The sequence below is a fragment of the Amycolatopsis sp. NPDC114505 genome, assembly GCF_055633615.1.
Genome location: NZ_JBVKDV010000002.1, coordinates 279,247 through 301,667 on the forward strand (window position 1 = coordinate 279,247; position 22,421 = coordinate 301,667).

The 22,421-nt window shown below is 70.0% G+C and carries 22 protein-coding genes; 19 read left to right on the top strand and 3 right to left on the bottom strand.

Annotation, left to right across the window (positions count from 1 at the left end; all coding sequences use genetic code 11):
* Positions 1-33: 33 nt before the first annotated feature.
* From ACZ7OU_RS19330 to ACZ7OU_RS19375, 10 genes are read left to right on the top strand one after another with little or no spacing between them, the layout of a single operon-like run.
* Complete coding sequence (locus ACZ7OU_RS19330) at positions 34-822, top strand: MlaE family ABC transporter permease (protein WP_470238685.1); 789 nt, start codon at positions 34-36, stop codon at positions 820-822.
* Positions 822-1,670 carry an MlaE family ABC transporter permease gene (locus ACZ7OU_RS19335; RefSeq protein ID WP_470238684.1) on the top strand — a complete coding sequence of 283 codons (849 nt, stop codon included), beginning with the start codon at positions 822-824 and terminating at the stop codon, positions 1,668-1,670. Before ACZ7OU_RS19330 ends, ACZ7OU_RS19335 begins: the two co-directional genes overlap by 1 nt.
* On the top strand, positions 1,667-2,989 hold the full coding sequence (locus ACZ7OU_RS19340) for an MCE family protein (RefSeq protein ID WP_470256121.1): 1,323 nt from the start codon (positions 1,667-1,669) through the stop codon (positions 2,987-2,989). The genes ACZ7OU_RS19335 and ACZ7OU_RS19340 overlap by 4 nt, the downstream gene beginning before the upstream one ends.
* The gene (locus ACZ7OU_RS19345) at positions 2,986-4,023 is read left to right on the top strand and encodes an MCE family protein (RefSeq protein WP_470256122.1); all 1,038 of its coding nucleotides are present in this window, start codon (positions 2,986-2,988) and stop codon (positions 4,021-4,023) included. Before ACZ7OU_RS19340 ends, ACZ7OU_RS19345 begins: the two co-directional genes overlap by 4 nt.
* A complete protein-coding gene (locus ACZ7OU_RS19350; protein ID WP_470256123.1) occupies positions 4,020-5,051 on the top strand; it encodes an MlaD family protein in 1,032 nt (343 codons plus the stop codon). The genes ACZ7OU_RS19345 and ACZ7OU_RS19350 overlap by 4 nt, the downstream gene beginning before the upstream one ends.
* Positions 5,048-6,241, top strand: coding sequence for an MCE family protein (locus ACZ7OU_RS19355; RefSeq protein ID WP_470256124.1), 1,194 nt, complete (start codon positions 5,048-5,050; stop codon positions 6,239-6,241). The genes ACZ7OU_RS19350 and ACZ7OU_RS19355 overlap by 4 nt, the downstream gene beginning before the upstream one ends.
* Positions 6,238-7,383, top strand: coding sequence for an MCE family protein (locus ACZ7OU_RS19360; RefSeq protein ID WP_470238679.1), 1,146 nt, complete (start codon positions 6,238-6,240; stop codon positions 7,381-7,383). Before ACZ7OU_RS19355 ends, ACZ7OU_RS19360 begins: the two co-directional genes overlap by 4 nt.
* Positions 7,380-8,612: an MCE family protein gene (locus ACZ7OU_RS19365; protein WP_470256125.1), complete on the top strand. Its 1,233-nt coding sequence runs from the start codon at positions 7,380-7,382 to the stop codon at positions 8,610-8,612. The genes ACZ7OU_RS19360 and ACZ7OU_RS19365 overlap by 4 nt, the downstream gene beginning before the upstream one ends.
* Positions 8,609-9,085, top strand: a complete 477-nt coding sequence (locus ACZ7OU_RS19370) for a hypothetical protein (protein ID WP_470256126.1) — start codon at positions 8,609-8,611, stop codon at positions 9,083-9,085. The genes ACZ7OU_RS19365 and ACZ7OU_RS19370 overlap by 4 nt, the downstream gene beginning before the upstream one ends.
* A complete protein-coding gene (locus ACZ7OU_RS19375) occupies positions 9,082-9,564 on the top strand; it encodes a hypothetical protein (RefSeq protein WP_470256127.1) in 483 nt (160 codons plus the stop codon). The genes ACZ7OU_RS19370 and ACZ7OU_RS19375 overlap by 4 nt, the downstream gene beginning before the upstream one ends.
* On the opposite strand, the gene ACZ7OU_RS19380 is transcribed toward ACZ7OU_RS19375, so the two are convergent.
* A complete protein-coding gene (locus ACZ7OU_RS19380; protein WP_470256128.1) occupies positions 9,561-10,001 on the bottom strand; it encodes a hypothetical protein in 441 nt (146 codons plus the stop codon). The genes ACZ7OU_RS19375 and ACZ7OU_RS19380 overlap by 4 nt on opposite strands.
* 102 nt (positions 10,002-10,103) lie before the next feature.
* On the opposite strand from ACZ7OU_RS19380, the gene ACZ7OU_RS19385 reads away from it, so the two are divergent.
* The 3 genes from ACZ7OU_RS19385 to ACZ7OU_RS19395 all read left to right on the top strand — a co-directional run bounded on the left by ACZ7OU_RS19385 (position 10,104) and on the right by ACZ7OU_RS19395 (position 13,610).
* Positions 10,104-11,351: an aspartate aminotransferase type Ic gene (locus tag ACZ7OU_RS19385; RefSeq protein ID WP_470256129.1), complete on the top strand. Its 1,248-nt coding sequence runs from the start codon at positions 10,104-10,106 to the stop codon at positions 11,349-11,351.
* Positions 11,352-11,467: 116 nt separating this feature from the next.
* The gene (locus ACZ7OU_RS19390) at positions 11,468-12,436 is read left to right on the top strand and encodes a ferritin-like domain-containing protein (RefSeq protein WP_285483367.1); all 969 of its coding nucleotides are present in this window, start codon (positions 11,468-11,470) and stop codon (positions 12,434-12,436) included.
* A gap of 67 nt (positions 12,437-12,503) precedes the next feature.
* Positions 12,504-13,610 (top strand): FAD-dependent monooxygenase, encoded by a 1,107-nt coding sequence (locus tag ACZ7OU_RS19395; RefSeq protein ID WP_470256130.1) that lies wholly within the window; start codon positions 12,504-12,506, stop codon positions 13,608-13,610.
* Here the strand turns inward: ACZ7OU_RS19395 and ACZ7OU_RS19400 are convergent.
* Positions 13,600-14,643, bottom strand: coding sequence for a LacI family DNA-binding transcriptional regulator (locus tag ACZ7OU_RS19400; RefSeq protein ID WP_470256131.1), 1,044 nt, complete (start codon positions 14,641-14,643; stop codon positions 13,600-13,602). The genes ACZ7OU_RS19395 and ACZ7OU_RS19400 overlap by 11 nt on opposite strands.
* A 159-nt stretch (positions 14,644-14,802) precedes the next feature.
* On the opposite strand from ACZ7OU_RS19400, the gene ACZ7OU_RS19405 reads away from it, so the two are divergent.
* The 4 genes from ACZ7OU_RS19405 to ACZ7OU_RS19420 are packed head-to-tail and all read left to right on the top strand — an operon-like array spanning position 14,803 to position 19,281.
* Positions 14,803-16,089 (top strand): ABC transporter substrate-binding protein, encoded by a 1,287-nt coding sequence (locus ACZ7OU_RS19405; RefSeq protein ID WP_470256132.1) that lies wholly within the window; start codon positions 14,803-14,805, stop codon positions 16,087-16,089.
* Positions 16,089-17,009, top strand: coding sequence for a carbohydrate ABC transporter permease (locus ACZ7OU_RS19410; protein WP_470238669.1), 921 nt, complete (start codon positions 16,089-16,091; stop codon positions 17,007-17,009). Before ACZ7OU_RS19405 ends, ACZ7OU_RS19410 begins: the two co-directional genes overlap by 1 nt.
* Positions 17,010-17,018: 9 nt before the next feature.
* Complete coding sequence (locus ACZ7OU_RS19415; protein WP_470238668.1) at positions 17,019-17,903, top strand: carbohydrate ABC transporter permease; 885 nt, start codon at positions 17,019-17,021, stop codon at positions 17,901-17,903.
* Positions 17,904-17,919: 16 nt separating this feature from the next.
* Positions 17,920-19,281 (top strand): GH1 family beta-glucosidase, encoded by a 1,362-nt coding sequence (locus ACZ7OU_RS19420; RefSeq protein ID WP_470256133.1) that lies wholly within the window; start codon positions 17,920-17,922, stop codon positions 19,279-19,281.
* Between the two features lies 1 nt (position 19,282).
* On the opposite strand, the gene ACZ7OU_RS19425 is transcribed toward ACZ7OU_RS19420, so the two are convergent.
* Positions 19,283-21,079, bottom strand: coding sequence for an AMP-dependent synthetase/ligase (locus ACZ7OU_RS19425; protein WP_470256134.1), 1,797 nt, complete (start codon positions 21,077-21,079; stop codon positions 19,283-19,285).
* A gap of 127 nt (positions 21,080-21,206) precedes the next feature.
* Here ACZ7OU_RS19425 and ACZ7OU_RS19430 point away from each other — a divergent pair, with 127 nt between their 5' ends.
* Positions 21,207-21,614 carry a polyketide cyclase / dehydrase and lipid transport gene (locus ACZ7OU_RS19430; RefSeq protein ID WP_470238665.1) on the top strand — a complete coding sequence of 136 codons (408 nt, stop codon included), beginning with the start codon at positions 21,207-21,209 and terminating at the stop codon, positions 21,612-21,614.
* 12 nt (positions 21,615-21,626) lie between these two features.
* Positions 21,627-22,421 carry a metallophosphoesterase family protein gene (locus ACZ7OU_RS19435; protein ID WP_470238664.1) on the top strand — a complete coding sequence of 265 codons (795 nt, stop codon included), beginning with the start codon at positions 21,627-21,629 and terminating at the stop codon, positions 22,419-22,421.

Sequence of the window (22,421 nt, forward strand, 5' to 3'; positions counted from 1 at the left end):
TCGGAGGTCAGCGACGACCTACTGGGAGGTGTGGTGAGCGAGAGCACGGGCACGCTCCCGGGAACCGCGGCGCTCACCCAGGTCGGGCGGCTCGCGACGCTCTCGTGGGAGGTCCTGCGCGCGATCTTCAAGCGCCCCTTCCAGACCCGCGAGTGGATCCAGCAGTGCTGGTTCTTCGCCAGCGTCACGATCCTGCCGACCGCGCTGGTCGCCATCCCGTTCGGCGCGGTGATCGCGCTGCAGCTCGGCTCGCTGACCGCGCAGATCGGCGCGCAGTCGTTCACCGGCGCGGCCTCCGCGCTCGCCATCGTCCAGCAGGCCAGCCCGTTGATCACGGCGTTGCTGGTCGCGGGTGCCGGCGGCAGCGCGGTCTGCGCGGACATCGGCGCGCGCAAGATCCGCGAAGAGATCGACGCCATGGAGGTCCTCGGCGTCAACCCGATCCAGCGCCTGATCGTGCCGCGCGTGCTCGCCGCGATGGTCGTTTCGGTGCTGCTCAACGGCTTGGTCAGCGTCGTCGGCGTGCTCGGCGGCTACTTCTTCAACGTCGTCCTCCAAGGCGGCACGCCCGGCGCGTACCTGGCCAGCTTCAACGCGCTGGCCCAGGTGCCGGACCTCTGGGTCAGCGAGATCAAGGCGCTGCTGTACGGCTTCGTCGCCGGCGTGGTCGCGGCGTTCCGCGGGCTGAACCCGCCGCCCGGCCCGAAGGGCGTCGGTGACGCCGTCAACCAGGCCGTCGTCATCACGTTCCTGCTGCTGTTCCTCATCAACGTCGTGCTGACCGCGATCTACCTGCGGATCATCCCGCCGAAGGCCATGTGATGACGGCGGAACCCCTGGAGCACGAACGGACGCTCGAATACATCGCGCGCCCCGGCCAGAGCCTGGAAGGCCTCGGTAAGCAGCTCGCCTTCGCTGCGAAGGCGCTCGCGTGGTCGCCACGCACGATCCGCCGCTACAGCCGGGAAACGCTGCGGCTGCTCACCGAAGTCTGCTTCGGCACCGGCGGCCTCGCCGTCATCGGCGGCACGCTCGGCGTGATGATCGGGATGACGCTGTTCACCGGTCTCATCGTCGGTCTCCAGGGCTACTCCGCACTGAACCAGCTCGGCACGGCCGCGCTCACCGGGTTCATCTCCGCCTACTTCAACACGCGCGAGGTCGCGCCGCTCTCGGCCGGGCTCGCGCTGTCCGCGACCGTCGGCTGCGGTTTCACCGCGCAGCTCGGCGCGATGCGGATCTCCGAGGAGATCGACGCGCTGGAAGTCATGGGCGTGCCGAGCATGCCCTACCTGGTGACGACCCGGGTGCTCGCCGGCGTCGCCGCGGTGATCCCGCTGTACGCGGTCGGCCTGCTCTCGAGCTACCTCGCGTCGCGGCAGATCACCATCTGGCTCTACGGCCAGTCCGCGGGCACCTACGACCACTACTTCACGCTCTTCTTGCCCCCCGGCGACGTCCTGTGGTCGTTCGGGAAGGTGATCGTCTTCAGCGTGCTCGTGATCCTTTCCCATTGTTATTACGGCTTCAACGCCAGCGGCGGCCCGGCCGGGGTCGGCGTGGCGGTCGGCCGCGCGGTGCGGACGTCGATCGTGCTGATCTCGGTCCTGGACTTCTTCCTCAGCCTGGCGATCTGGGGCGCCAACACGACGGTGAGGATCTCCGGATGACGCGCGAGCTCCGGCAGCGGCTCCGGTACCAGGTGCTGGGGCTCGCCTTCCTGCTCGTGGCCGCGCTGTTCATCGCGCTCACGCTCGCCGTCTACAACAAGGCCTTCACGCCGGTGACGCTCGTGAAGGTCGAGACCGACCACGTCGGCAGCCAGCTGCGCACCGGCGGCGACGTCAAGGTCCGCGGCATGCTCGTCGGCGAGGTCCGGTCCGTGCTGGCGAAGGGCGACCACGCCGAGCTGGAGCTGGCGCTCGACCCGGACAAGACGCACGTCATCCCGGCGAACGTGTCGGCGCGGCTGCTGCCGAAAACGCTCTTCGGCGAGCGGTACGTTTCGCTCCAGCTCCCCGCAACGTCGCAAGGCCCGATCAAGGCGGGTGACGTCATCCCGCAGGACCGCAGCAGCACCGCGATCGAGCTGCAGAAGGTCCTCGACGACGTGATGCCGCTGCTACAGGCGGTCCAGCCGGAGAAGCTGTCGAGCACGCTGACGGCGGTGTCGACCGCGCTCGAGGGCCGCGGCAAGCAGCTCGGCCAGACCCTCGTGCAGCTGAGCGACTACCTCGGCAAGCTGAACCCGTCGCTGCCGGACGTCAAGGCCGACATCACCAGGCTCGCGAACGTCGCGGACACCTACGACAAGGCGGCGCCGGATCTGCTGCAGGCGCTGTCCGACCTCACGACGACGACCCGCACGATCGTCGACCAGCGCGACCGGCTGAGCGACCTCTACGCCACGGTCACCGCGGCTTCGGTCGACCTGACGAGCTTCCTGCAGGTCAACAAGGACAACCTGATCCGGCTCACCACGGCGGTCCAGCCGACGCTGGACGTGCTCGCCAAGTACGCGCCCGAATACCCGTGCCTGCTCGAGCAGCTCGCGGGGGAGGTCGCGCCGGCCGAGCTGGCATTCGGCAAGGGCACCGCGCACCCCGAGGTCAGCCGGGTCACCATCGAGTTCGCCGCCAGCCGCGGCAAGTACCTGCCCGGCGTCGACGAGCCGAAGTACGAGGACAAGCGCGGGCCGCGCTGCTACCCGCAGGTCCCGAAGCCCGGCGTGTGGCCGCAGTACCCGCCCGACGGCGCGATCAAGGACGGCTCCAGCAAGCCCGCGCCGCCGAAGTCGCCGTCCGGTGAGCTGCCCGCCGGTGGCGGTGCCGTCGGCGGCGACGGCTCGATCGTCGGCTCGTCCTACGAAAAGGACCTGATCGACCTACTCGCGTCGCCCGCGCTCGGGACGTCCCCCGGTGCCGTGCCCGGCTGGGCCGGCCTGCTCGTGGGGCCGCTCTACCGCGGGGCGGAGGTGGAGCTGAAATGAGGAGCTTCATCCCGTCGCTCATCAAGCTCACGGTGTTCGCCGTCGTCACCGTGCTGCTCACCGGTGTCCTCGCAGCCACCATCGCGAACACCAACTTCGGCGAGACGTCCGGCTACTTCGCGAAGTTCACCGACGCGTCCGGCCTCAAGGAAGGCGACGACGTCCGCATCGCCGGCGTCAAGGTCGGCCAGGTCGACGCGATCGAAGTCGTCGAAGGCGAGCAGAACCTCGCCCAGGTGCGGTTTGACGTCGAGCACGCCTACCGGCTGCCCGAGACGGTGACGGCGACGATCAAGTACCGCAACCTCGTCGGCCAGCGCTACCTCGCGCTCGGCACCGACGTCCCGGGCGAGCGCGCGCTGGCCGACGGCGGCACGATCCCGCCCGAGCGCACGAAACCCGCGTTGAACCTCACCGTGCTGTTCAACGGCTTCAAGCCGCTGTTCAAGGCGTTGAGCCCGAAGGACGTCAACCAGCTTTCGGCCGAGATCATCAGCGTCTTCCAGGGCGAGGGCGGCACGATCACCAGCCTGCTGCAGCACACGGCGTCGCTCACCACGGCGATCGCGAGCAAGGACCAGGTGATCGGGCAGGTCATCGCGAACCTCAACACCGTGCTCGGCGTGGTCAACGCCCACGGCCCGCAGCTGGGCGACCTCATCGAGCAGACCCAGAAGCTCGTCAGCGGGCTGGCCGAGCAGCGCAAGCCGATCGGTGACGCGGTCAGCGCGCTCGGCGACCTCGCGGTGTCCACGACGGGCCTGCTCGCCGACGCGCGTCCCGCGCTGAAGGACGACGTCGCGCAGCTCGGCGTGCTGTCGCAGAACCTCGGCGACTCCGGCGAACTGCTCAACCACCTGCTCGAGGTGCTGCCGGGCAACCTGGAGAAGTTCACCCGGACGCTCAGCTACGGCAGCTGGTTCAACTACTACCTGTGCGGGATCACCGGCACCATCGGCATTTCCTCGCTCGACATCACCCTGCCGATCATCCCCATTCCCGGCACGCAACGCGCGGAGAGGTGTGGTCCGTGAAGCGGCTGAAGGATCGCAACCAGGCGGGAGTCGGCGCGGTCACGCTCGTGCTGATCGTGCTCGTCACGGCCACGACGTACTTCTCCGACCAGCTCCCGTTCTTCGGCAACGGCACGACGTACTCGGCCTACTTCGGCGAGTCCGCCGGTTTGGCGCCCGACAACGAGGTCGAGGTCGCCGGCGTCAAGGTCGGCACGGTGTCGTCGGTGAAGCTCGCGGGCAAGCAGGTGCTGGTGCGCTTCCGCGTCAAGGACGTCCGCGTCGGCGACGCGACGACGGCGTCCATCGAGATCAAGACGCTGCTGGGGGAGAAGTACCTCGCGCTCGACCCGAAGGGCGGCGGCGCGCAGGAGCCGGACGCGACGATCCCGCAGGCCCGCACGCGCACGCCGTTCCAGCTGCAGGACGCCTTCGAGCAGCTGTCGACGACGGTCGGCGACATCGACACGAAGCAGCTCGCGGACAGCTTCAACGCGTTGTCCGACAGCCTCAAGGACAGCCCGCAGTACCTGAAGGACACCCTCAACGGGCTGTCTTCGCTGGCTAAGACGGTGTCGTCCCGCGACAACGACCTGCACACGCTGCTGGCCAACACGAGCCAGGTCTCGAAGACGCTGTCCGACCGCAACGCGCAGCTGCAACGCGTGATCAGCGACGGCAACCTGCTGCTCACCGAGCTGCAGAACCGCAAGACCGCGATCCACGCGCTGCTCACCGGCACCCAGCAGCTTTCGCAGCAGCTGTCCGGGCTCGTCGCGGACAACCGCGCGCAGCTCAAGCCGACGCTGGACAAACTGAGCAAGGTGACCGACATCCTGCAGCGCAACCAGGGCAACCTCGACAAGAGCCTGCAGCTGATGGCGCCGTTCGCCCGCGTCGGCGCGAACGCCACCGGCAACGGCCGCTGGTTCGAGGGCTACCTGTGCGGGCTGCTGCCGCCGACGATCACCGCGGCCGGGCTGCACATCAACCCCGAAGGCTGCACCCCGCCGATCGCGGCGCCGAACCAGGGGGTGGGCGGCCGATGACCATCCGGACCTACCGCGGCCGCGGCCTGGTGACGTGGCTGGCGTTCGCCTGCGTCCTCGCGCTGCTCCTCACCGCCGGGCTGTTCCTGGTGTTCCGCGCGTCCACCGGCACGACGCTGTCGGCGTACTTCGGCAAGACCGTCGGGCTCTACGCGGGTTCGTCGGTGCGGGTGCTCGGCGTGCCGGTCGGGCGGGTCACCGACGTGACGCCGCAGGGTGACGCGGTGCGGGTGGACATGCAGGTCGACGACGTCCAGCTGCCGGCCGGCGTCGGCGCGGTCGTCGTCGCGCCCAGCCTGGTCAGCGACCGGTACGTCCAGCTGACCCCGGCCTACGACAGCGGCCCGACGCTGGCCACCGGCACAGTCCTCGCGAAGGACCGCACGGCGACGCCGGTGGAGCTGGACGACCTCTATTCCAGCCTCGACAAGCTGTCGACGGCTCTGGGTCCCAACGGCGCGAACAAGGACGGCGCGCTTTCGGGTGTCCTGGACACCGCCGCCGACGCGTTGAAGGGCAACGGCGCTTCGCTGAACTCGACGGTCGGGCAGCTCGCCGACCTCGCGAAGACCCTCGACGGCTCGAAGGACGACCTGTTCTCGACCGTGCAGAACCTGAACTCCTTCACCGGTGCGCTGGCCCAGAGCGACCAGCAGCTCAACGAGTTCTATGGCCGCGTCGCCGACGTCAGCCAGTTCCTCGCCGCCGACTCCTCCGACGTCGGGGCCGCGCTGCAGTCCCTGGGCGGGGCGCTCGGTGACGTCCAGCAGTTCGTCAACGACAACAAGGGCGCTCTGGAGTCCAATGTGGACAAACTGGCGTCGCTGTCGAAGGTGCTCGTCGACCAGCGCGCGTCGCTGGCCGAGGTGCTCGACATCGCGCCGACCGGCGCCACCAACTTCATCAACTCCTACGACGCCGCGTCGGGCACGATCGCCGTTCGCGACAACCTCAACGAGCTCACCAACCCGCCGATCCTCACCGTGTGCCGGCTGATCAGCGCGGGCACGCCGAAGGAAATCCCGGACACGCTGGGGAACATCTGCAAGCAGCTGGCACCGGTCCTCGACGGCGTGCTGAAGCTGCCGACGATCCCGCAGGTGCTCAACTCCCTGCAGAACGGGACGCTTCCGCCGTTGCCGCTCCCGCTCGTCGACGTCATGGAGCAACTCGCGGGCGGTGCGAAGTGAAGCGGCTCGCGGGAGTGCTCGCCGGCGTGCTCGTGCTGGCGGCCTGCAGCGACGGCGGGTTCAACGGCCTCTACGGCACGCCGCTGCCGGGCGGCGCCGACGTCGGCGACCACCCGTACCACGTCACCGCGCTGTTCACCGACGTGCTCGACCTGGTGCCGCAGTCGAGCGTCAAGGTCAACGACGTCGCGGTCGGGCGGGTCGACAAGATCAGCCTGACGCCGGACACGCGGTCCGCGCTGGTCGCGATGACCGTCAACGGCGACATCGCGCTGCCCGCCAACGCCCACGCCGAGCTGAAGCAGTCTTCGCTGCTGGGCGAGAAGTTCGTCGAGCTGAGCGTGCCGACCGCCGAGCCGGCGTCCGGTCACCTCGGCGACGGCGCGCAGATCCCGCTCGGGCGCACCAACCGCAACCCCGAGGTCGAGGAGGTGCTCGGCGCGCTTTCGCTGCTGCTCAACGGCGGCGGCGTCGAGCAGATCCAGAAGATCAGCCACGAGCTGAACGACGCGCTGTCGGGCAACGAGCCGGAGATCCGCGCGCTGCTGTCGCGAGTGGACGAACTGGCGACCCAGCTCGACGGGCACCGGACCGAGATCCTGCGGGCGATCGACGGGCTCGGGAAGCTGTCCCACACCCTGACCGGCCAGACGCAGAACCTGTCCACCGCGCTCGACGACCTCGCGCCGGGCCTGAAGATCGTCACCGACCAGCGCGATCAGCTCGTCGGCATGCTGAACGCGCTGAACACGCTCTCCGGCGTCGCCACCGACACGGTCACGAAGAGCCGCGACCAGCTGGTCGCGAACCTCAAGGCCTTGCAGCCGACGCTGACGAAGCTCGGCGAGGCCGGGTCGAACCTGCCCAACGCGTTGCAGATCCTGCTCACGTACCCGTTCCCGGACTACGCGGGCAACGTGATCAAGGGCGACTACGCGAACGTCGAGGCGAACGTGAACCTCGACCTGGACACGCTGATCTCGAACTTCACGAACTCGTCGCAGCCGCCGATCGCGCTGCCGTCCGGGCAGACTCCCGCGGTCGCGCCGCCGCTGCCGCTGCCCGACCTCGGTTCGGTCCCGCAGGCCGCGGGCCCGAACCTGCTCGGCGGCCTGCTCGGGCTGATCGGGGGCGGGAAATGACCACGCGCAAGGTCCGCATCCAGCTGATCGCGTTCGTCGTCATCGCGGTGGTGTCGGTCGTCTACGCGGGCGGCCGGTACGCCGGGCTGGACCGGCTCTTCGGCAACCGCGGCTACGTCGTCACCGCGCAGCTGACCGACTCCGGCGGCATCTTCGTCAACTCCGAGGTCGCCTACCGCGGCGTCACGGTCGGGCGCGTGACCGGGATGACGCTGACCGAGCACGGCGTCGACGTCGCGCTCGACATCGACGCCGGCGCCCCGGACATCCCGGCCGACGCGCACGCGCAGGTGGCGAACCGGTCGGCGGTGGGGGAGCAGTTCGTCGACCTCCTTCCGTTGCACGACGGCGGGCCGTTCCTGAAGGACGGCTCGGTGATCACACCGGACAAGACGTCGCTGCCGCCGTCGCCGGACACCGTGCTGACCCACCTCGACGACCTGGTCGCGAGCGTGCACCCGGACTCGCTGCGGACGGTCGTCGACGAGACGTACAACGCGTTCGCGGGTGCGGGCCCGGAACTGCAGCAGCTGCTGGACAGCACGAAGTCGCTGACGTCCGTGGCCACGCAGTACATCCCGGAAACGCAGGGCCTGCTGGCGAACTCGCGCGTCGTGCTGGACACGCAGGAACGTCAGGCGGCGAACATCACCGACTTCGCGTCCGGGTTGAAGACGATCGCCGGGCAGCTCAAGACGTCCGATCCGGACCTGCGGCGGGTGATCGCGCAGGCGCCGCAGCTGAGCCGGCAGATCAGTGACGTGCTCGCCGCGTCCGGGACGGATCTGGGCATGCTGTTCGCGAACCTGCTGACCACCGCGCAGATCACGACGTCGCGCAAGGACGCCATCGAGGAGCTGCTGGTGGCGTACCCGATCATCTCGGCGTTCTCGCCGTCGACGTCCCCGGACGGCACCGGGCACCTGGGCGTGGTGCTGAACTTCTTCGACCCGGCTTCGTGCACGAAGGGCTACGAAGGGACGAAGCAGCGTCCGGCGAACGACGAGTCCGAGGCGCCGGTGAACATGAACGCGTACTGCGCCGAGCCGCCGGGCAGCCCGACGGGGGTGCGCGGGTCGCAGAACGCGCCGTACGCGGGCAAGCCGCCGGCGATCCCGGCGGCGCCTCAGCAGCAGGCTGCGTCGGCTCCGCAACAGCTTCCCGGAATGTTGAGCCTGCTGACCGGACCGTCGGCGGGCGGGCTGGGCAAGCTGCTGGGCGCGCCGTGAAGGTGCTGGTGGTGGCGGCGGTGCTGTCGGTGCTGGCGGCCGGTTTCACGGGCTGGTCGTGGTGGCGGGCCGCGTCCGACGATTCACTCGCCCGGGGCCGCGACCGCGACGCGGTGCTGGCGGCGGCGGGCCCGGAACTGGTCACGCTGAACACGATCGACTACCGCTCGGCGGGAGCGGCGGTGGACCGCTGGATAGCGGCGACGACGGGCCAGTATGGAAAGGACCTCGCGGGCGACCGTCAGGTGCAGATCGACCGGGCGACGACGGCGCGCACGGTTTCTTCCGCGTCCCTGGTACAGGCGGCGGTGACGGAGATTGCCGACGATTCGGCCCGGTTGCTGGCGGTCCTGGACGTACGGGTGTCGACGGGCGGCGGTGCTGTCACCCCACGCCTGAACCGGCTGACGGTGGACGTCGCGCGTTCTCCGTCCGGGTGGAAGATCTCGGGCGTCCAGGCGGCGGGCTCATGAGGAGAGTGCTGGCGGCGGTCGTGGTGGTGGCGTTGGGCTGCGCGGTGTGGTTCGGCATCGAGACGGCTTCGTTGTCTCCTGGGGACAATGCTGCTTTGGTCGATACTTCTGCTACGGCTTCGGTTTCCGCCGAGGTGAGTGATGCGGTGAAGGCGGTGTTTTCGTATGACTACGGGAACCTGGCTCGCACCGAGCGGGCGGCTTCGGAGGTCTTGACCGGGGAGGCGGTCGGGCAGTACCGGGACCAGTTCGCTTCGGCGCGTACGCGAGCTTCGGCGGAGAAGCTGGTGCGGACGACCACGGTCCGGGCGGTGGGGGTGCGGACTCTGGTGGGTGACGATGCTTCGCTGCTGTTGTTCTTGGACCAGCAGACGGTGACCCAGGGCGGGGGTGCGCCGTCTTCCTCTGTCGCTCAACTTGCTGTTACCGCCAAGCGGATCGACGGTCGCTGGAAACTGGCGACCCTGACGGCTCTCTAACCGTCCCAGACGGCGGCGCCCTGCTTCAGCACCTCGACCCCCGCCCCCGACACCACCGGCCACATCTCCACCTCGTACCGGTAATGCTCCCCGTACTCGTGGTCGTTCCAGTCCACCGACGGCGGCCCGGCCGGCACATACGACACCCGCGCCCGATACAACCCCGGCAACACCGAAAAGAACTTTTTCTGTGACGGATAGTCCGCGGGCCCGGAAATCACGACTTTCCCGCTCGGAACCGGAAGATCCGCTTCCACGACGTGCTCCGCGTCAGCCGTCAACGCCGGTGGTGCCGGAAGCAGCGTGATCGACGACTCCACCAGGTCCGACCGCGCTGTGGCGACCGCGAGGCCGCCCGGCTCCGACGCTATCCGGTGGGACTCCACGGCGAGAGACGTCCAGCCGCTGCCGTCCAGCCGGGATGCGGAGTCGCGCAACGAGAACTGACGCTGGTCGGCGTGGACTACCAAGTGCACACCAACCACCCTAGCCAGGACCCGCCCCGAAATGGTATCGACGCCGGGTTTAGCGTTGACGCCATGACCACTGCTTCCGTCGACGTCGACACCGCCCGCCGCGACTACGCCGCTCTGGTCGAGCGCGGCCTCTCCCTCGACATCACCCGCGGCAAGCCCTCGCCCCAGCAGCTCGACCTCGCGAACGGCCTGCTGGACCTCCCCGGCGACGGCACCTTCAAGGCCGAGGACGGCACCGACGTCCGCAACTACGGCGGCCTCAAGGGCCTGCCGGAGCTGCGCCGCATCTTCGCGGACGCCCTGCAGGTCCCGGCCGGGCAGCTGCTCGCCGCCGGCAACTCCAGCCTCGAGCTGATGCACGACGCCGTCGTCCAGGCGCTGCTGTCGAAGCTCCCCGGGGCCGAGCGCCGCTGGGCCGATGAGCCCACCCTCAAGTTCCTCGCGCCCGTCCCGGGCTACGACCGCCACTTCGCGCTCACCGAGCGCTTCGGCATCGAGCTCGTCCCCGTGCCGATGACCGACCAGGGCCCCGACATGGACGTCGTCGAGCGCCTCGTCGCCGAGGACTCCGCCGTCAAGGGCATCTGGTGCGTGCCGAAGTACAGCAACCCGACCGGTGTCACGTTCAGTGACGACGTCGTCAAGCGGCTCGCCACCATGACCACCGCGGCGCCCGACTTCCGGATCTTCTGGGACAACGCCTACGCCGTGCACCACCTGACCGACGACGAGCCGGCCCTGGCCGACGTCCTCGCGCTGGCCACCGAGGCCGGGAACGCCGACCGCGTGTTCGTCTTCGGCTCGACCTCCAAGATCACCTACGCGGGCGCCGGCGTCGGCTTCTTCGGCGCGTCCGAGGCCAACCTCGCCTGGTGGGTCGGCAACATCGGCAAGCGCACCATCGGCCCGGACAAGGTCAACCAGCTGCGCCACGCCCTCTTCCTCAAGGACGAGGATGGCGTCCGCGCGCACATGCGCAAGCACGCCGAGATCATCGGCCCGAAGTTCGCGGCCGTCGACCGCATCCTCACCGAGGAGCTGGGCGACTCGGGCCTCGCGTCCTGGACCAAGCCGACCGGCGGGTACTTCGTGTCGCTCACCGTGCCCGAGGGCACCGCGAAGGAGGTCGTGCGGCTGGCGAAGGAGGCCGGCGTCGCGCTGACCCCCGCCGGGGCGACGCACCCGCACGGCGACGACCCGGCCGACGCCGTCATCCGCATCGCGCCGACCTTCCCGGTGCTCGCCGACGTCGAAGAGGCCGTCCGCGCGCTCGCCGTGTGCGTCCGGCTCGCCGCGGCCGAACGCGCCTGACCTGCGGAAACGAAATCGGCAAGAACTTTTTTCCGATTTGACCGAGCCGGGGGCCGTCCGGGTACGTATGACCGGTGGGTGAGGTGGACGAACTCGTCACGAGAGGACGTCCCCCGGTGTTCGGAAAACGCTACACACAGCAGCTCGTCGAGCGCAGCGCGGAGAACGCGACCGACCGCCGCCGCTTCCTCAAGGCTGCGGGAGCGGCGGGACTCGGTGTCGCGGGTGCCGGCGCGCTCGGAACCGCGCTCTCGCTGGGCCTCGGCTCGGCAGGCGCGACTTCGCAGTACCCGGAGCAGAACGCGCAGGACGCCGCCGCCAGCGACGCCGCGGTGCTGAACTTCGCGCTCAACCTGGAGTACCTCGAGGCGAACCTGTACTCGTTCGCCGTCTACGGCTACGGGCTGAACGAGAAGTACGTCAACGGCGTCGGCAACCTCGGCAAGGTCTCCGGTGGGCACGCGGTGAAGTTCAAGAGCGAGCACACCAAGCAGATCGTCCAGGAGATCGCCGGCGACGAGGTCGCGCACGTGACGTTCCTGCGCAAGGCGCTCGACAAGGCCGCCGTCGCGCAGCCCGAGATCGACTTCCAGAACAGCTTCACCGCGGCCATGCAGGCCGCCGGGGTGATCAAGGAAGGCCAGACCTTCGACCCGTTCGCGAGCGAGAACAACTTCCTGCTCGCCGCGTTCCTGTTCGAAGACGTCGGCGTGTCCGCCTACAAGGGCGCGGCGCCGCTGGTGAACAACAAGACGTTCCTCGACGCGGCGGCGGGCATCCTCGCGGTCGAGGCCTACCACGCGGGCATCGTGCGCGGACAGCTGTTCGAACGCGGTCTCGGCGACATCACCAACAAGATCTCCGACGCCCGCGACAGCCTCGACGGCAAGGCGGACGACGACGAAGGCGTGCTCAAGGACGGCAAGGCGAACCTCGTCCCGGCGGACGCCAACGGCATCGCGTTCGGGCGCTCGGCCGACCGCGTCCTCAACATCGCCTACCTCAACCCGGACAAGGTCTCCTCGGGCGGTTTCTACCCCCGCGGCCTCAACGGCGACATCGCCACCAGTGGCGCCAAGGAGTGAGCACCGCGTGCCGCCGTCACGGTAACGTCGTGAGCGGCGGCACGCGGGTTCACGAGGGGGAGCGAAGGTGCGAGTACTGGTCGCGGGTGGCGGGATTTCCGGCACGGTCACGGCGATGGCGGCGAAGCTGGCGTGCCACGAACCGGTGGTCTTCGAGGCTTATCCGGCCGGCCGGGACGACACCGGCGCGTTCCTCACGATCATGCACAACGGCATGGACGCCCTGCGCGCGATCGGCGCCGATCAGCCGGTGATCGACGCGTCCTTCGCGGCGGTCGGCGTCGAGCTGGTCGCCCCGAACGGGGAGACCGTCGGGCGCCGGGAGTTCGGCACCGAAGGCCTCGACGCGCCGCGCACGCTCACCCGCGCGACGCTCTACCGCGTCCTGCAGGAGGAGGCCGCGCGCCGCGGTGTCCCGCTCGAACGCGGCAAGCGCCTGGTGAGCGCGAAGTCCGGCCCGGGCGGCGTCACGGCCGAGTTCGCCGACGGCACCGCCGAAACGGGTGACGTGCTGGTCGGCGCGGACGGGTTGCGCTCGACGGTCCGGAAGCTGATCGACCCGGCCGCCGACGAACCGCGCTACACGGGCCAGACCATCGTCTACGGCTACACGCGCGCGCCCGGGCTGCCGCCGGCGCCCGGGATCTACCGGATGGTCCGCGGCAGCAAGGCGGCCTTCGGGTTCACGACCGGCCCGGACGGCGCGACGTTCTGGTTCGCCCGCATTCCCGATCCAGAGCGGTCCCGCGAAGAGATCGCGGCGGTCACCTCCGCGGGCTGGCGCGAGTTCGCGCACGCCGCGTTCGCCGGAGAACTGTTGCCCTGCGCGGACATCATCGCCGCGACGGGCGACGAGGTGTTCGGCGGCCACTCCTACGACGTCCCCGAGACGCGCGTGTGGTCGACGCCGGAGATGGTGCTCGTCGGCGACGCCGCGCACGCCGCGGCCCCGGCGGACGCGCAGGGCGCGTCGATGGCGATCGAGGACAGCGTGGTGCTCGCGCAGTGCCTGCGTGACCTGCCGGATCCGGCGTCGGCGTTCGCGGCGTACGAAGAACTTCGCCGCGAGCGCGTCGAGAAGCTGGTCGCGTCGAGCTCCGGGCAGGACGTCGGCGAAAAGCCGGGCTGGGTCTACGAGCACCACATCGACTGGGACGCGAAGATCACCGGGTAGCGCCGCAGGAGTCGCGGACCACCAGTTTCGTCGGCAGGTGCACGGGTTCCGGCGCGCCCTGGTTGTCGATCATCGCCAGCAGGGCGCCGGCCGCCGCGGTGCCGAAGCCCGGTTTGTCCTGGGCCACCGTCGTCAGCGCCGGGTCGACCAGGGACGCCACCTCGATGTCGTCGAAGCCGACAACGGCCAGGTCCGCCGGCACCCGCAGCCCGGCCGCGCGCGCGGCCAGCAGGGCGCCGACCGCCATCTCGTCGCTGGCCGCGAACACCGCCGTCGGCGGGTCCTTGCGGGCCAGCAGCCGGCGCATCCCGACGAACCCGCTCTCCCGGTAGAAGTCCCCGGTGACCACGAAGTCCTCGCGCGCCGGCAGGCCGGCCTCGGCCAGCCCGCGCCGGTAGCCCTCGGTGCGGGCGGCGGCGGGCGCGTTGCCGCGGGGGCCGGTGATCGTCGCGATCCGGTCGTGCCCGAGGGCGGCCAGGTGCCGGACGGCCTCCGCCGCGCCCGCGGCGTTGTCCGAGGTCACGTAGGTCGCGCGCGGCCCCGACAACGCCACGTCGAACGCCACGCACGGCAGCCCGGACTGGGCGAACGCGGTGAACGCGTCGGCGTCGGTGCCGCTGTCGATCAGCACCAGCCCGGCCAGGTGGTGGCGCCGGGTCATGCTCACGTACCCGATCGGGTCGGCCAGTGACACGCCCGGGTTGCGGTCGCGGGCGTCGTCGCTCGTCGCGAGCATCAGCAGGTGGTAGCCGTGCGAGCTGAGCGCGGACTTGAGGCCCAGCAACAGGTCCTGCAGGAACGGGTGCCGCCAGCCGGGCCGCCGGTGGTCGGTGTCCCAGACGAGCCCGACCATCGCCGAGCGCTGCCGTGACAGCGCCCGCGCCGACTCGTTCGGCGAGAAGTCGAGCTCCCGGGCGACGCGCTCGACGTTCTCGCGCGTCGCCGGGCTGACCGTGGCGGGGCGGTTGAAGACCCGCGAGACGGTCGCGACCGAAACCCCGCAGAGCTGGGCGATCTCGCGCGCGGTGACCATGGCGACCTCCTACTTGTAACCGGTTACATTCCTAGCACATGATCTCTGACTGGATAAACGCCGAGTCGCGTTACTATTTCGTTACTTGACGAATGAGTACTGGGAGCGCTCTCATAGGTCCCGCGTTTTCCGATCGGCCCGCAGAACAACGGAGATCTCATGCGCCCGAAAACGACAACCCGCCGGTTCCGCCTGATCGCCGGCGCGGTGTGCGCCGGCCTCGCCGCGGTCACCGCGTTGAGCGCCTGCGGCAGCAGCGACGCCGGCAGCGGCGGGAAGGTCAAGCTCAGCCTCGGCCTCTTCGGCAACTTCGGCTACACCGACCTGATCAAGGAATACCAGGCCGCACACCCGGACATCGAGATCACCGAGCGGACGGCGTCCTACTCCGACCACCACAAGAACCTCGCCGCGCACCTGGCCACCGGCGGCGGCGCCGCGGACATCGAAGCGATCGACACCGGGTACGTCGCCCAGTTCAAGGCGACGCCGGACAAGTTCGTCGACCTGAACACCGTCGGCGGCGACAAGCTCAAGGACCGCTGGCTGAGCTGGAAGTGGTCGGCTTCGCTGGCCAAGGGCGGCCAGCAGATCGGCTACGGCACCGACGTCGGCGGCCTGGCCATCTGCTACCGGCGTGACCTGTTCGAGCAGGCCCAGCTGCCCGCCGACCGCGACGCCGTCTCCGCGCTCTGGCCGACCTGGCAGGCGTTCTTCGACGCGGGCAAGCGCTTCCAGGCCAAGGCGCCCAACGGCGTCAAGTGGATGGACGGCGGCCCGACCGTGCTCAACGCGATCTTCGGCCAGGCCCCGGTCGGCTACTACGACCAGAGCGACCAGATCGTCGTCGCGAGCAACCCGGCGCTGCGGACCGGCTGGGACCAGGTCGTCGACGCCGTCAAGGCGAACCTCTCCGCCGGCCTGCTCTACAGCACGCCGACCTGGAACACCGGCTTCACCCAGGGCCAGTTCGCCACCGTCACCTGCCCGGCCTGGATGATGACCAAGATCAAGGACCAGGCGCCGGACACCTCGGGCAAGTGGGACGTCGCGGCCGTGCCCGGCGGGGGCGGCAACTGGGGCGGCTCGTACCTGACCGTCCCCAAGCAGGGCAAGCACACCAAGGAAGCCACCGACCTCGCCGCGTGGCTGACCGCGCCCGAGCAGCAGGCGAAGGTCTTCACCAGCCAGGGCCTGCTCCCGTCGACGCCGTCGCTCTACACCGACCCGAAGATCACGGCCTACACCAACCCGTTCTTCAACAACGCGCCCGTCGGCAAGCTCTTCACCGACGCGGCGAAGAAGCTGAACCCGCAGTACCAGGGCCCGAAGGCCGGCGACGTCCAGACGGAGTTCGGCAACGCGATGCAGCGCGTCGAGCAGGGCAAGCAGGACGGCGCGGCGGCCTGGCAGCAGCTGGTCGGTGACGTCGCGAAGATCAAGTAATGGCCCTCACCTTCGCCGACCGGCGGCACAAGTGGGACGTCAAGCTGTCGCCGTTCGGCTTCATCAGCCCGTACTTCCTGATCTTCGGCGTCTTCGGGCTGTTCCCGCTGCTGTACACGGCTTTCGTGTCGCTGCAGAAGCGCAACCTGCTCGACGCCGACGGCGCGACGTTCATCGGGTTCGGCAACTACGAGCAGCTGCTGTTCCACGACCCGTACTTCTGGAACTCGATGGGGAACACGGTCAGCCTGTGGCTGCTGACCACGATCCCGCAGATCCTGTTCGCGCTCGGCATCGCGCACCTGCTCAACCGCAGGCTGCGCGGGCGGACGCTGTTCCGGATGGGGATGATCCTGCCGAACATCACCTCGGTGGCGGCGGTGACGATCATCTTCGCGCAGCTCTTCGGCCGGGACTTCGGGCTGGTGAACTGGGTACTGAGCTGGTTCGGCGGCGGGCACGTCGACTGGCAGGCCGGCACGGCCAGCTCGCACACCGCCATCGCGGCGATGGTGGTGTGGCGCTGGACCGGCTACCACGCGCTGATCTTCCTCGCGTCGATGCAGGCGATCCCCTCGACGATGTACGAGGCGGCCACCCTCGACGGCGCCAAGGGGTGGCAGCAGTTCTGGCGGATCACCGTGCCGCTGCTGCGCCCGCAGATCATCTTCTCGACGGTGATCGCGACGACCGGGAACATGCGGCTGCTCGCCGAGCCGCTGCTGTTCAACCCCGGCACCGCCGCGGCCACCGGCGGGTCGGACCGGCAGTTCCAGACCGCCGCGCTCTACCTCTACGAGCAGGGCTTCACCAAGTACGACTTCGGGTACAGCTCGGCGATCGCGCTGATCCTGGCCGTCGTCACGATGCTCGTCGCGGGCCTGTCGTACCTGGTGACCCGGCGCATCCAAACGGACTGAGGAGCGGACATGACCACCGTGCTGACCCCGGCCGCGCCCGCGCCGCCGGCGGCACCCGGGCGGGCCCGGCGCCTCGTGCGCCGGGTCGCGAGCCCGTGGACCTACGCCGCGCTGATCGCGATCCTGGCCGGCTCGGCGTTCCCCGTGTACTGGTCGTTCGTCGTGGCTTCGCAGACGACGGAAGCCGTCGGCAGCGTCCCGCCCGTGCTCGTTCCGGGCGGGCACCTGTTCGAGAACATCGCCCGCGTCTTCGACGAGTCGGAGTTCGCGCTGGCACTGGCGAACTCGGTGATCGTCGCGGGCACGATCACCGTGTCCGTGGTGCTGTTCTCGACGCTGGCCGGGTTCGCCTTCGCCAAGATGAAGTTCCGCGGCCGGACGTTCCTGCTGCTGCTCGTGGTCGCCACCCAGGCGATCCCGACCGAGCTGGGCGTCGTGCCGCTCTACATGATGATGGCCGACTTCGGCTGGGCCGGGCAGCTGCAGGCGGTCATCGTGCCCGGCCTGGTCACGGCGTTCGGCGTGTTCTTCATGCGCCAGTACTTCGAACGGGCGCTGCCGCTGGAGCTGCTCGAAGCCGGGCGGATGGACGGCTGCGGCTCGCTGCGGCTGTTCTGGCACGTCGCGCTGCCGGCCGCCCGCCCGGCCGCGGCGGTGCTCGGGCTGTTCACGTTCATGCAGGCGTGGAACGACTTCTTCTGGCCGCTGGTCGTGCTGACGCCGGAGAACCCGACCGTCCAGACCGCACTGTCCACTTTGGCCAGTGGCTACACGACCGACTACACCCTCGTGCTCACCGCCGCCACCATCGGCACCGTCCCCGTCCTCCTCGTGTTCCTGCTGTTCGGCCGCCAGATCGTCGGCGGCATCATGCAGGGCGCGCTCAAGGGCTGACCTCCCGGAGATGACCGTGACCACCAGTTTCCCGCCCGGCTTCCGCTGGGGCGTCGCCACCTCGGCGTTCCAGATCGAGGGCGCCACCACCGCGGACGGCCGCGGACCGTCCATCTGGGACACCTTCGCGACGGTCCCCGGCGCGGTGGCCGGGGGTGACACCGGCGAGCCGGCGGCGGACCACTACCACCGCTGGCGCGCCGACCTCGACCTGCTGGCCGACCTCGGCGTCGACTCGTACCGCTTCTCGGTGTCGTGGCCGCGGATCCAGCCGGACGGCCGGCGCGCCGAACAGCGGGGCCTCGACTTCTACCGGCGGCTGGTGGAAGCGCTGCGGGAGCAGAACATCGAGCCGTTCCTCACGCTGTACCACTGGGACCTGCCGCAGGCACTCGAGGACGACGGCGGCTGGCGTTCGCGCGACACGGCGTCGCGCTTCGCCGAGTACGCGGCGCTGGTGCACGCGGAGCTCGGCGACGTCGTCGACCACTGGACGACGCTGAACGAGCCGTACCCGTGCGCGGTCGCGGGGTACGGCGAAGGTCGGCACGCCCCGGGTGCGCGGGAAGGGCACGGCGCGCTCGCCGCCGCCCACCACCTGCTGCTCGGCCACGGCCTGGCGGTGCGGGCGATGCGCGCGCAGGCCGCGCCGCAGCACCAGTTCGGGATCGTGCTCAACCAGTCGCCGACGGTGCCGGTGACGGACTCGGCCGCCGACGCCGCGGCGTCGGCCCGCCAGGACACGCTGCTGCGCCGCCAGTTCACCGACCCGCTGTTCGGCGGCCGGTACGCACCGGGGCTTGCGGTGATGTTCGACGGCGTCTCGGACTTCTCGTTCCGCCACGACGGCGACCTGGAGACGATCGGCACGCGCCTGGACTACCTGGGCGTCAACTACTACTACCGGCTGCACGTCGCGGACGCGCCCCACCGCGAGCCGGACCCGGCGCGCCGCACGGTGACCGACATCGGCGTGGACACGACGCGCCAGCCGGCGGTCCCGCGCACGGGCATGGGCTGGCCGGTGGAGCCGGAGGGCCTGACGGAAGCCCTGGTCGGCCTGCACAACCGTTATCCGGGGCTGCCGCCGATGTACGTGACCGAGAACGGATGTGTGTACGCGGACCGAAGCGATTTCGCCGACTACGAGCGCATTTCGTTCCTGAACGAGCACATCGAGGCGGCGCGCACGGCGGCGTCGGCGGGGGTGGACCTGAGGGGGTACTTCTGCTGGTCGCTGCTGGACAACTTCGAGTGGGCCCACGGGTACAAGCACCGGTTCGGGCTGGTGCACGTGGACTACACGACCCAGGAGCGCACGCCGAGGGCGAGTTTCCGCTGGTACCGCGACCACATCGCGGCCCAGCGGCTCGGCTGACCTACTTCTTGTACAGGCTCTCGATGTCGGTGGCGTAGTTCTTCGTGACCACGTTGCGCTTCAGCTTCAGGCTCGGCGTGATCTCGCCACCGGCTTCGGTGAAGTCGTTGGCCAGCACCGTGAACTTCTTGATCGCCTCGGCCTTGGACACCTGCTTGTTCGCCTCGTCCACCGCCGCCTGGATCTCGGCCAGCAGGTCGGCGTCCGAGGAAAGGTCGGCGACCGAAGCGGCGGCGGGCTTGCCGTGCTGGGACTTCCAGGACGGGAAGTACTCCTCGTCCACCGTCACCAGCGCCGCGATGAACGGGCGCTGGTCGCCGACCACCATCGCCTGGCTCACCAGCGGGGCCGCCTTGATCGTGTCCTCGAGGCCGGACGGGGCGACGTTCTTGCCGCCCGCCGTGACGATGATCTCCTTCTTGCGGCCGGTGATCTTGAGGAAGCCTTCGGAGTCGAGCTCGCCCAGGTCGCCGGTGTGGAACCAGCCGTCGGTGAGGGACTCCGCCGTCGCCTGCGGGTTGTTGAAGTACGCGCCGAACACGACGTCGCCCTTGAGCATGACCTCGCCGTCGTCGGCGATGCGGACCGACGTGCCGTTGACCGGCTTGCCGACCGTGCCGACGCGGAACGCCGTCTGCGTGTTGACGTTCGCCGCCGCGGACGTCTCGGTCAGGCCGTAGCCCTCGAACACCGGGACGCCGATGCCGCGGAAGAAGTGCGCCAGCCGCGCACCCAGCGGCGCGCCGCCGGACACCGCCGCGACACAACGGCCGCCGAGGGCCGCGCGCAGCTTGCCGTAGACGAGCTTGTCGAACGCCAGGTGCTTGAGCTTGAGCCCGACCCCGGCGCCGCCCTTGTCCTGCGCCTCGCTGTAGGCGACCGCGACCGCCTCGGCGGCGTCGAAGATCTTGCCCTTGCCGTCGCCGTGGGCCTTCTGCTTCGCCGAGTTGTAGACCTTCTCGAACACACGCGGCACCGCGACGACGAACGTCGGCCGGAACGTGCCCAGGTCGGCGACCAGGTTCTTGACGTCCGGGGTGTGCCCCAGCGTCACCCGCGCGGACAGCGCGGTCACCGCGATCGCGCGGGCCAGCACGTGCGCCAGCGGCAGGAACACCAGCAGCGAGTTGCCCTGCTCCATGAGCTGCGGGAACGCCTCGATGTCGGCGCGGATCTCGGCCAGCAGGTTGCGGTGGGTCAGCTCGACGCCCTTGGGGCGGCCGGTGGTGCCCGAGGTGTAGACGATCGTGGCGAGCTCGCTCGCGCGCACCTCGCGGCGGCGCTCGTGCAGCTCGTCGTCGGAGAGCTGCGCGCCGATCGCGGCCAGCTCCTCGACGGCGGGGGAGTCGCCCTCGATCTGCCAGGTGTGGTCCAGCTCGGTGAGCCGGTCCCGGATCTCGTCGACGGCCCCGGCGTGGGCGTTCGTCTCGACGAACACGCCCTTCGCGGCCGAGTCGGAGAGGATCCAGTACACCTGCTCGGGTGACGACGTGTCGTAGATCGGCACCGTCACCGCGCCCGCGGCCCAGATCGCGAAGTCGATCAGCGTCCACTCGTAGCGGGTCTTCGACATGATGGCGACGCGGTCGCCGCGGCCGATCCCGGCCTGGGCCATGCCCTTGGCCACCGCCAGCACCTGGCCGGCGAACTCCTTGGCCGTGACGTCCAGCCAGGTTCCGTCGACCTGGCGGCGGAAGCTCACCACATCCGAGAACCGCTCGGCGTTCGCCCAGACGACGTCGGACATGTTCTCGTCGTCGGCCACCGGCTTGCCGGCGGGAGCGCTGTATTCGCGCACGTGGACCTCCGTGTTCAACGCGTGCGGTGGGCGACACCGCTGTTACCCGCCAGTCAACTTAGCGTGGTGAGCACCTTAAGACCATGCTGATCGCCGTCGCACGGCGAGGGCGTGACATTCTTCGCACGTGAACGCGCCACCCTCACTCGACGTCGTCGACGAGACGTTCCTCGCCGTTCCGCCGGCCACCGTGGCCGCGGTCTTCGCCGAACCGGCCTCCTGGCGGCGCTACTGGCCCGACCTGGTGCTCGAGGTCTACACCGACCGGGGCGACAAGGGCCTGCGCTGGACCGTGCGGGGCGCGCTCGTCGGTACGATGGAGGTCTGGCTCGAGCCGGTGCTCGACGGCACCCTGCTGCACTACTTCCTGCGGGCGACCCCCGCCGACGCGGCCGGGACGCCCCGGGTGCTGGCGCCACGCGACCTGCGCCGGGAGTTCGACCGGCGGGCCCGCGCGGCGAAGGTGATCGCACTCGGGCTCAAGGAGATCCTGGAGGACGGGCGCGAGCCCGGCGTTCCTCCGCGCGAAAGCTAGAGGGGGCCAGGGGTGCGGGTACACGTCGTCTCGGACGTGCACGGCAACGTCGACGGGTTGAAGCGCGCGGGGGACGGGGCCGACGCCCTGGTCGTGCTCGGCGACCTGGTCGACTTCGTCGACTATCGCGACCACGAGAAGGGCATCATGGGCGCCCTGTTCGGCCCGGAGAAGGTGGCCGAGTTCGCCCGCCTGCGCCGCGAGGGCACCCGTGACGAAACCGTTGCCTTCTCGCGGACGCTCTGGGCGAGCCTCGACGACCCGGCCGGCGCCGTCGACGAGGCCATCCGCACCCAGTACGCGGCGCTCTTTTCGGCGATGACCGCGCCCACCTACGCCACCCCCGGCAACGTCGACACCCCGGCGCTCTGGCCCGAGTTCGCCGGCGAGGGCATCCAGGTGCTCGACGGCGAGGTGGCCGAGATCGGCGGCCTGCGGTTCGGGTTCGTCGGCGGCGCGCTGCTGCCCGACGGTGTCGTCCCGCGCCCGCGCCCGGGTGCCGCCTGGCGTCCCTACCTGCGGGTTCGCGAGGACTACGACGCGAGCGTGGCCCAGCTCACCGAGGTCGACGTCCTCTGCACGCACGGCCCGCCGGCGCTGCCCGAGCTGACCTACGACGTCGTGGCGCGCCGCAGCGAGATCGGCTCGACGGCGCTGCTGGAGCTGATCCACGCCCAGCGGCCGCGCTGGTCGGTGTTCGGGCACGTGCACCAGCCCCTGGCGCCGCGCGCCCGGGTCGGCCTGACCGAGTGCCGTAACGTCGGTCACTTCAAGGAGACCGGGCAGCCGTACGTGCTGCGCTGGTGA

What these genes read in the sequence shown, in the direction of transcription:
- ACZ7OU_RS19335 (WP_470238684.1), top strand. Translation starts at nt 822, where the DNA reads ATGACGGCGGAACCCCTGGAGCACGAACGGACGCTCGAATACATCGCG.
- ACZ7OU_RS19340 (WP_470256121.1), top strand. Translation starts at nt 1,667, where the DNA reads ATGACGCGCGAGCTCCGGCAGCGGCTCCGGTACCAGGTGCTGGGGCTC.
- ACZ7OU_RS19345 (WP_470256122.1), top strand. Translation starts at nt 2,986, where the DNA reads ATGAGGAGCTTCATCCCGTCGCTCATCAAGCTCACGGTGTTCGCCGTC.
- ACZ7OU_RS19355 (WP_470256124.1), top strand. Translation starts at nt 5,048, where the DNA reads ATGACCATCCGGACCTACCGCGGCCGCGGCCTGGTGACGTGGCTGGCG.
- ACZ7OU_RS19365 (WP_470256125.1), top strand. Translation starts at nt 7,380, where the DNA reads ATGACCACGCGCAAGGTCCGCATCCAGCTGATCGCGTTCGTCGTCATC.
- ACZ7OU_RS19375 (WP_470256127.1), top strand. Translation starts at nt 9,082, where the DNA reads ATGAGGAGAGTGCTGGCGGCGGTCGTGGTGGTGGCGTTGGGCTGCGCG.
- ACZ7OU_RS19385 (WP_470256129.1), top strand. Translation starts at nt 10,104, where the DNA reads ATGACCACTGCTTCCGTCGACGTCGACACCGCCCGCCGCGACTACGCC.
- ACZ7OU_RS19400 (WP_470256131.1), bottom strand. Translation starts at nt 14,643, where the DNA reads ATGGTCACCGCGCGCGAGATCGCCCAGCTCTGCGGGGTTTCGGTCGCG.
- ACZ7OU_RS19405 (WP_470256132.1), top strand. Translation starts at nt 14,803, where the DNA reads ATGCGCCCGAAAACGACAACCCGCCGGTTCCGCCTGATCGCCGGCGCG.
- ACZ7OU_RS19410 (WP_470238669.1), top strand. Translation starts at nt 16,089, where the DNA reads ATGGCCCTCACCTTCGCCGACCGGCGGCACAAGTGGGACGTCAAGCTG.
- ACZ7OU_RS19415 (WP_470238668.1), top strand. Translation starts at nt 17,019, where the DNA reads ATGACCACCGTGCTGACCCCGGCCGCGCCCGCGCCGCCGGCGGCACCC.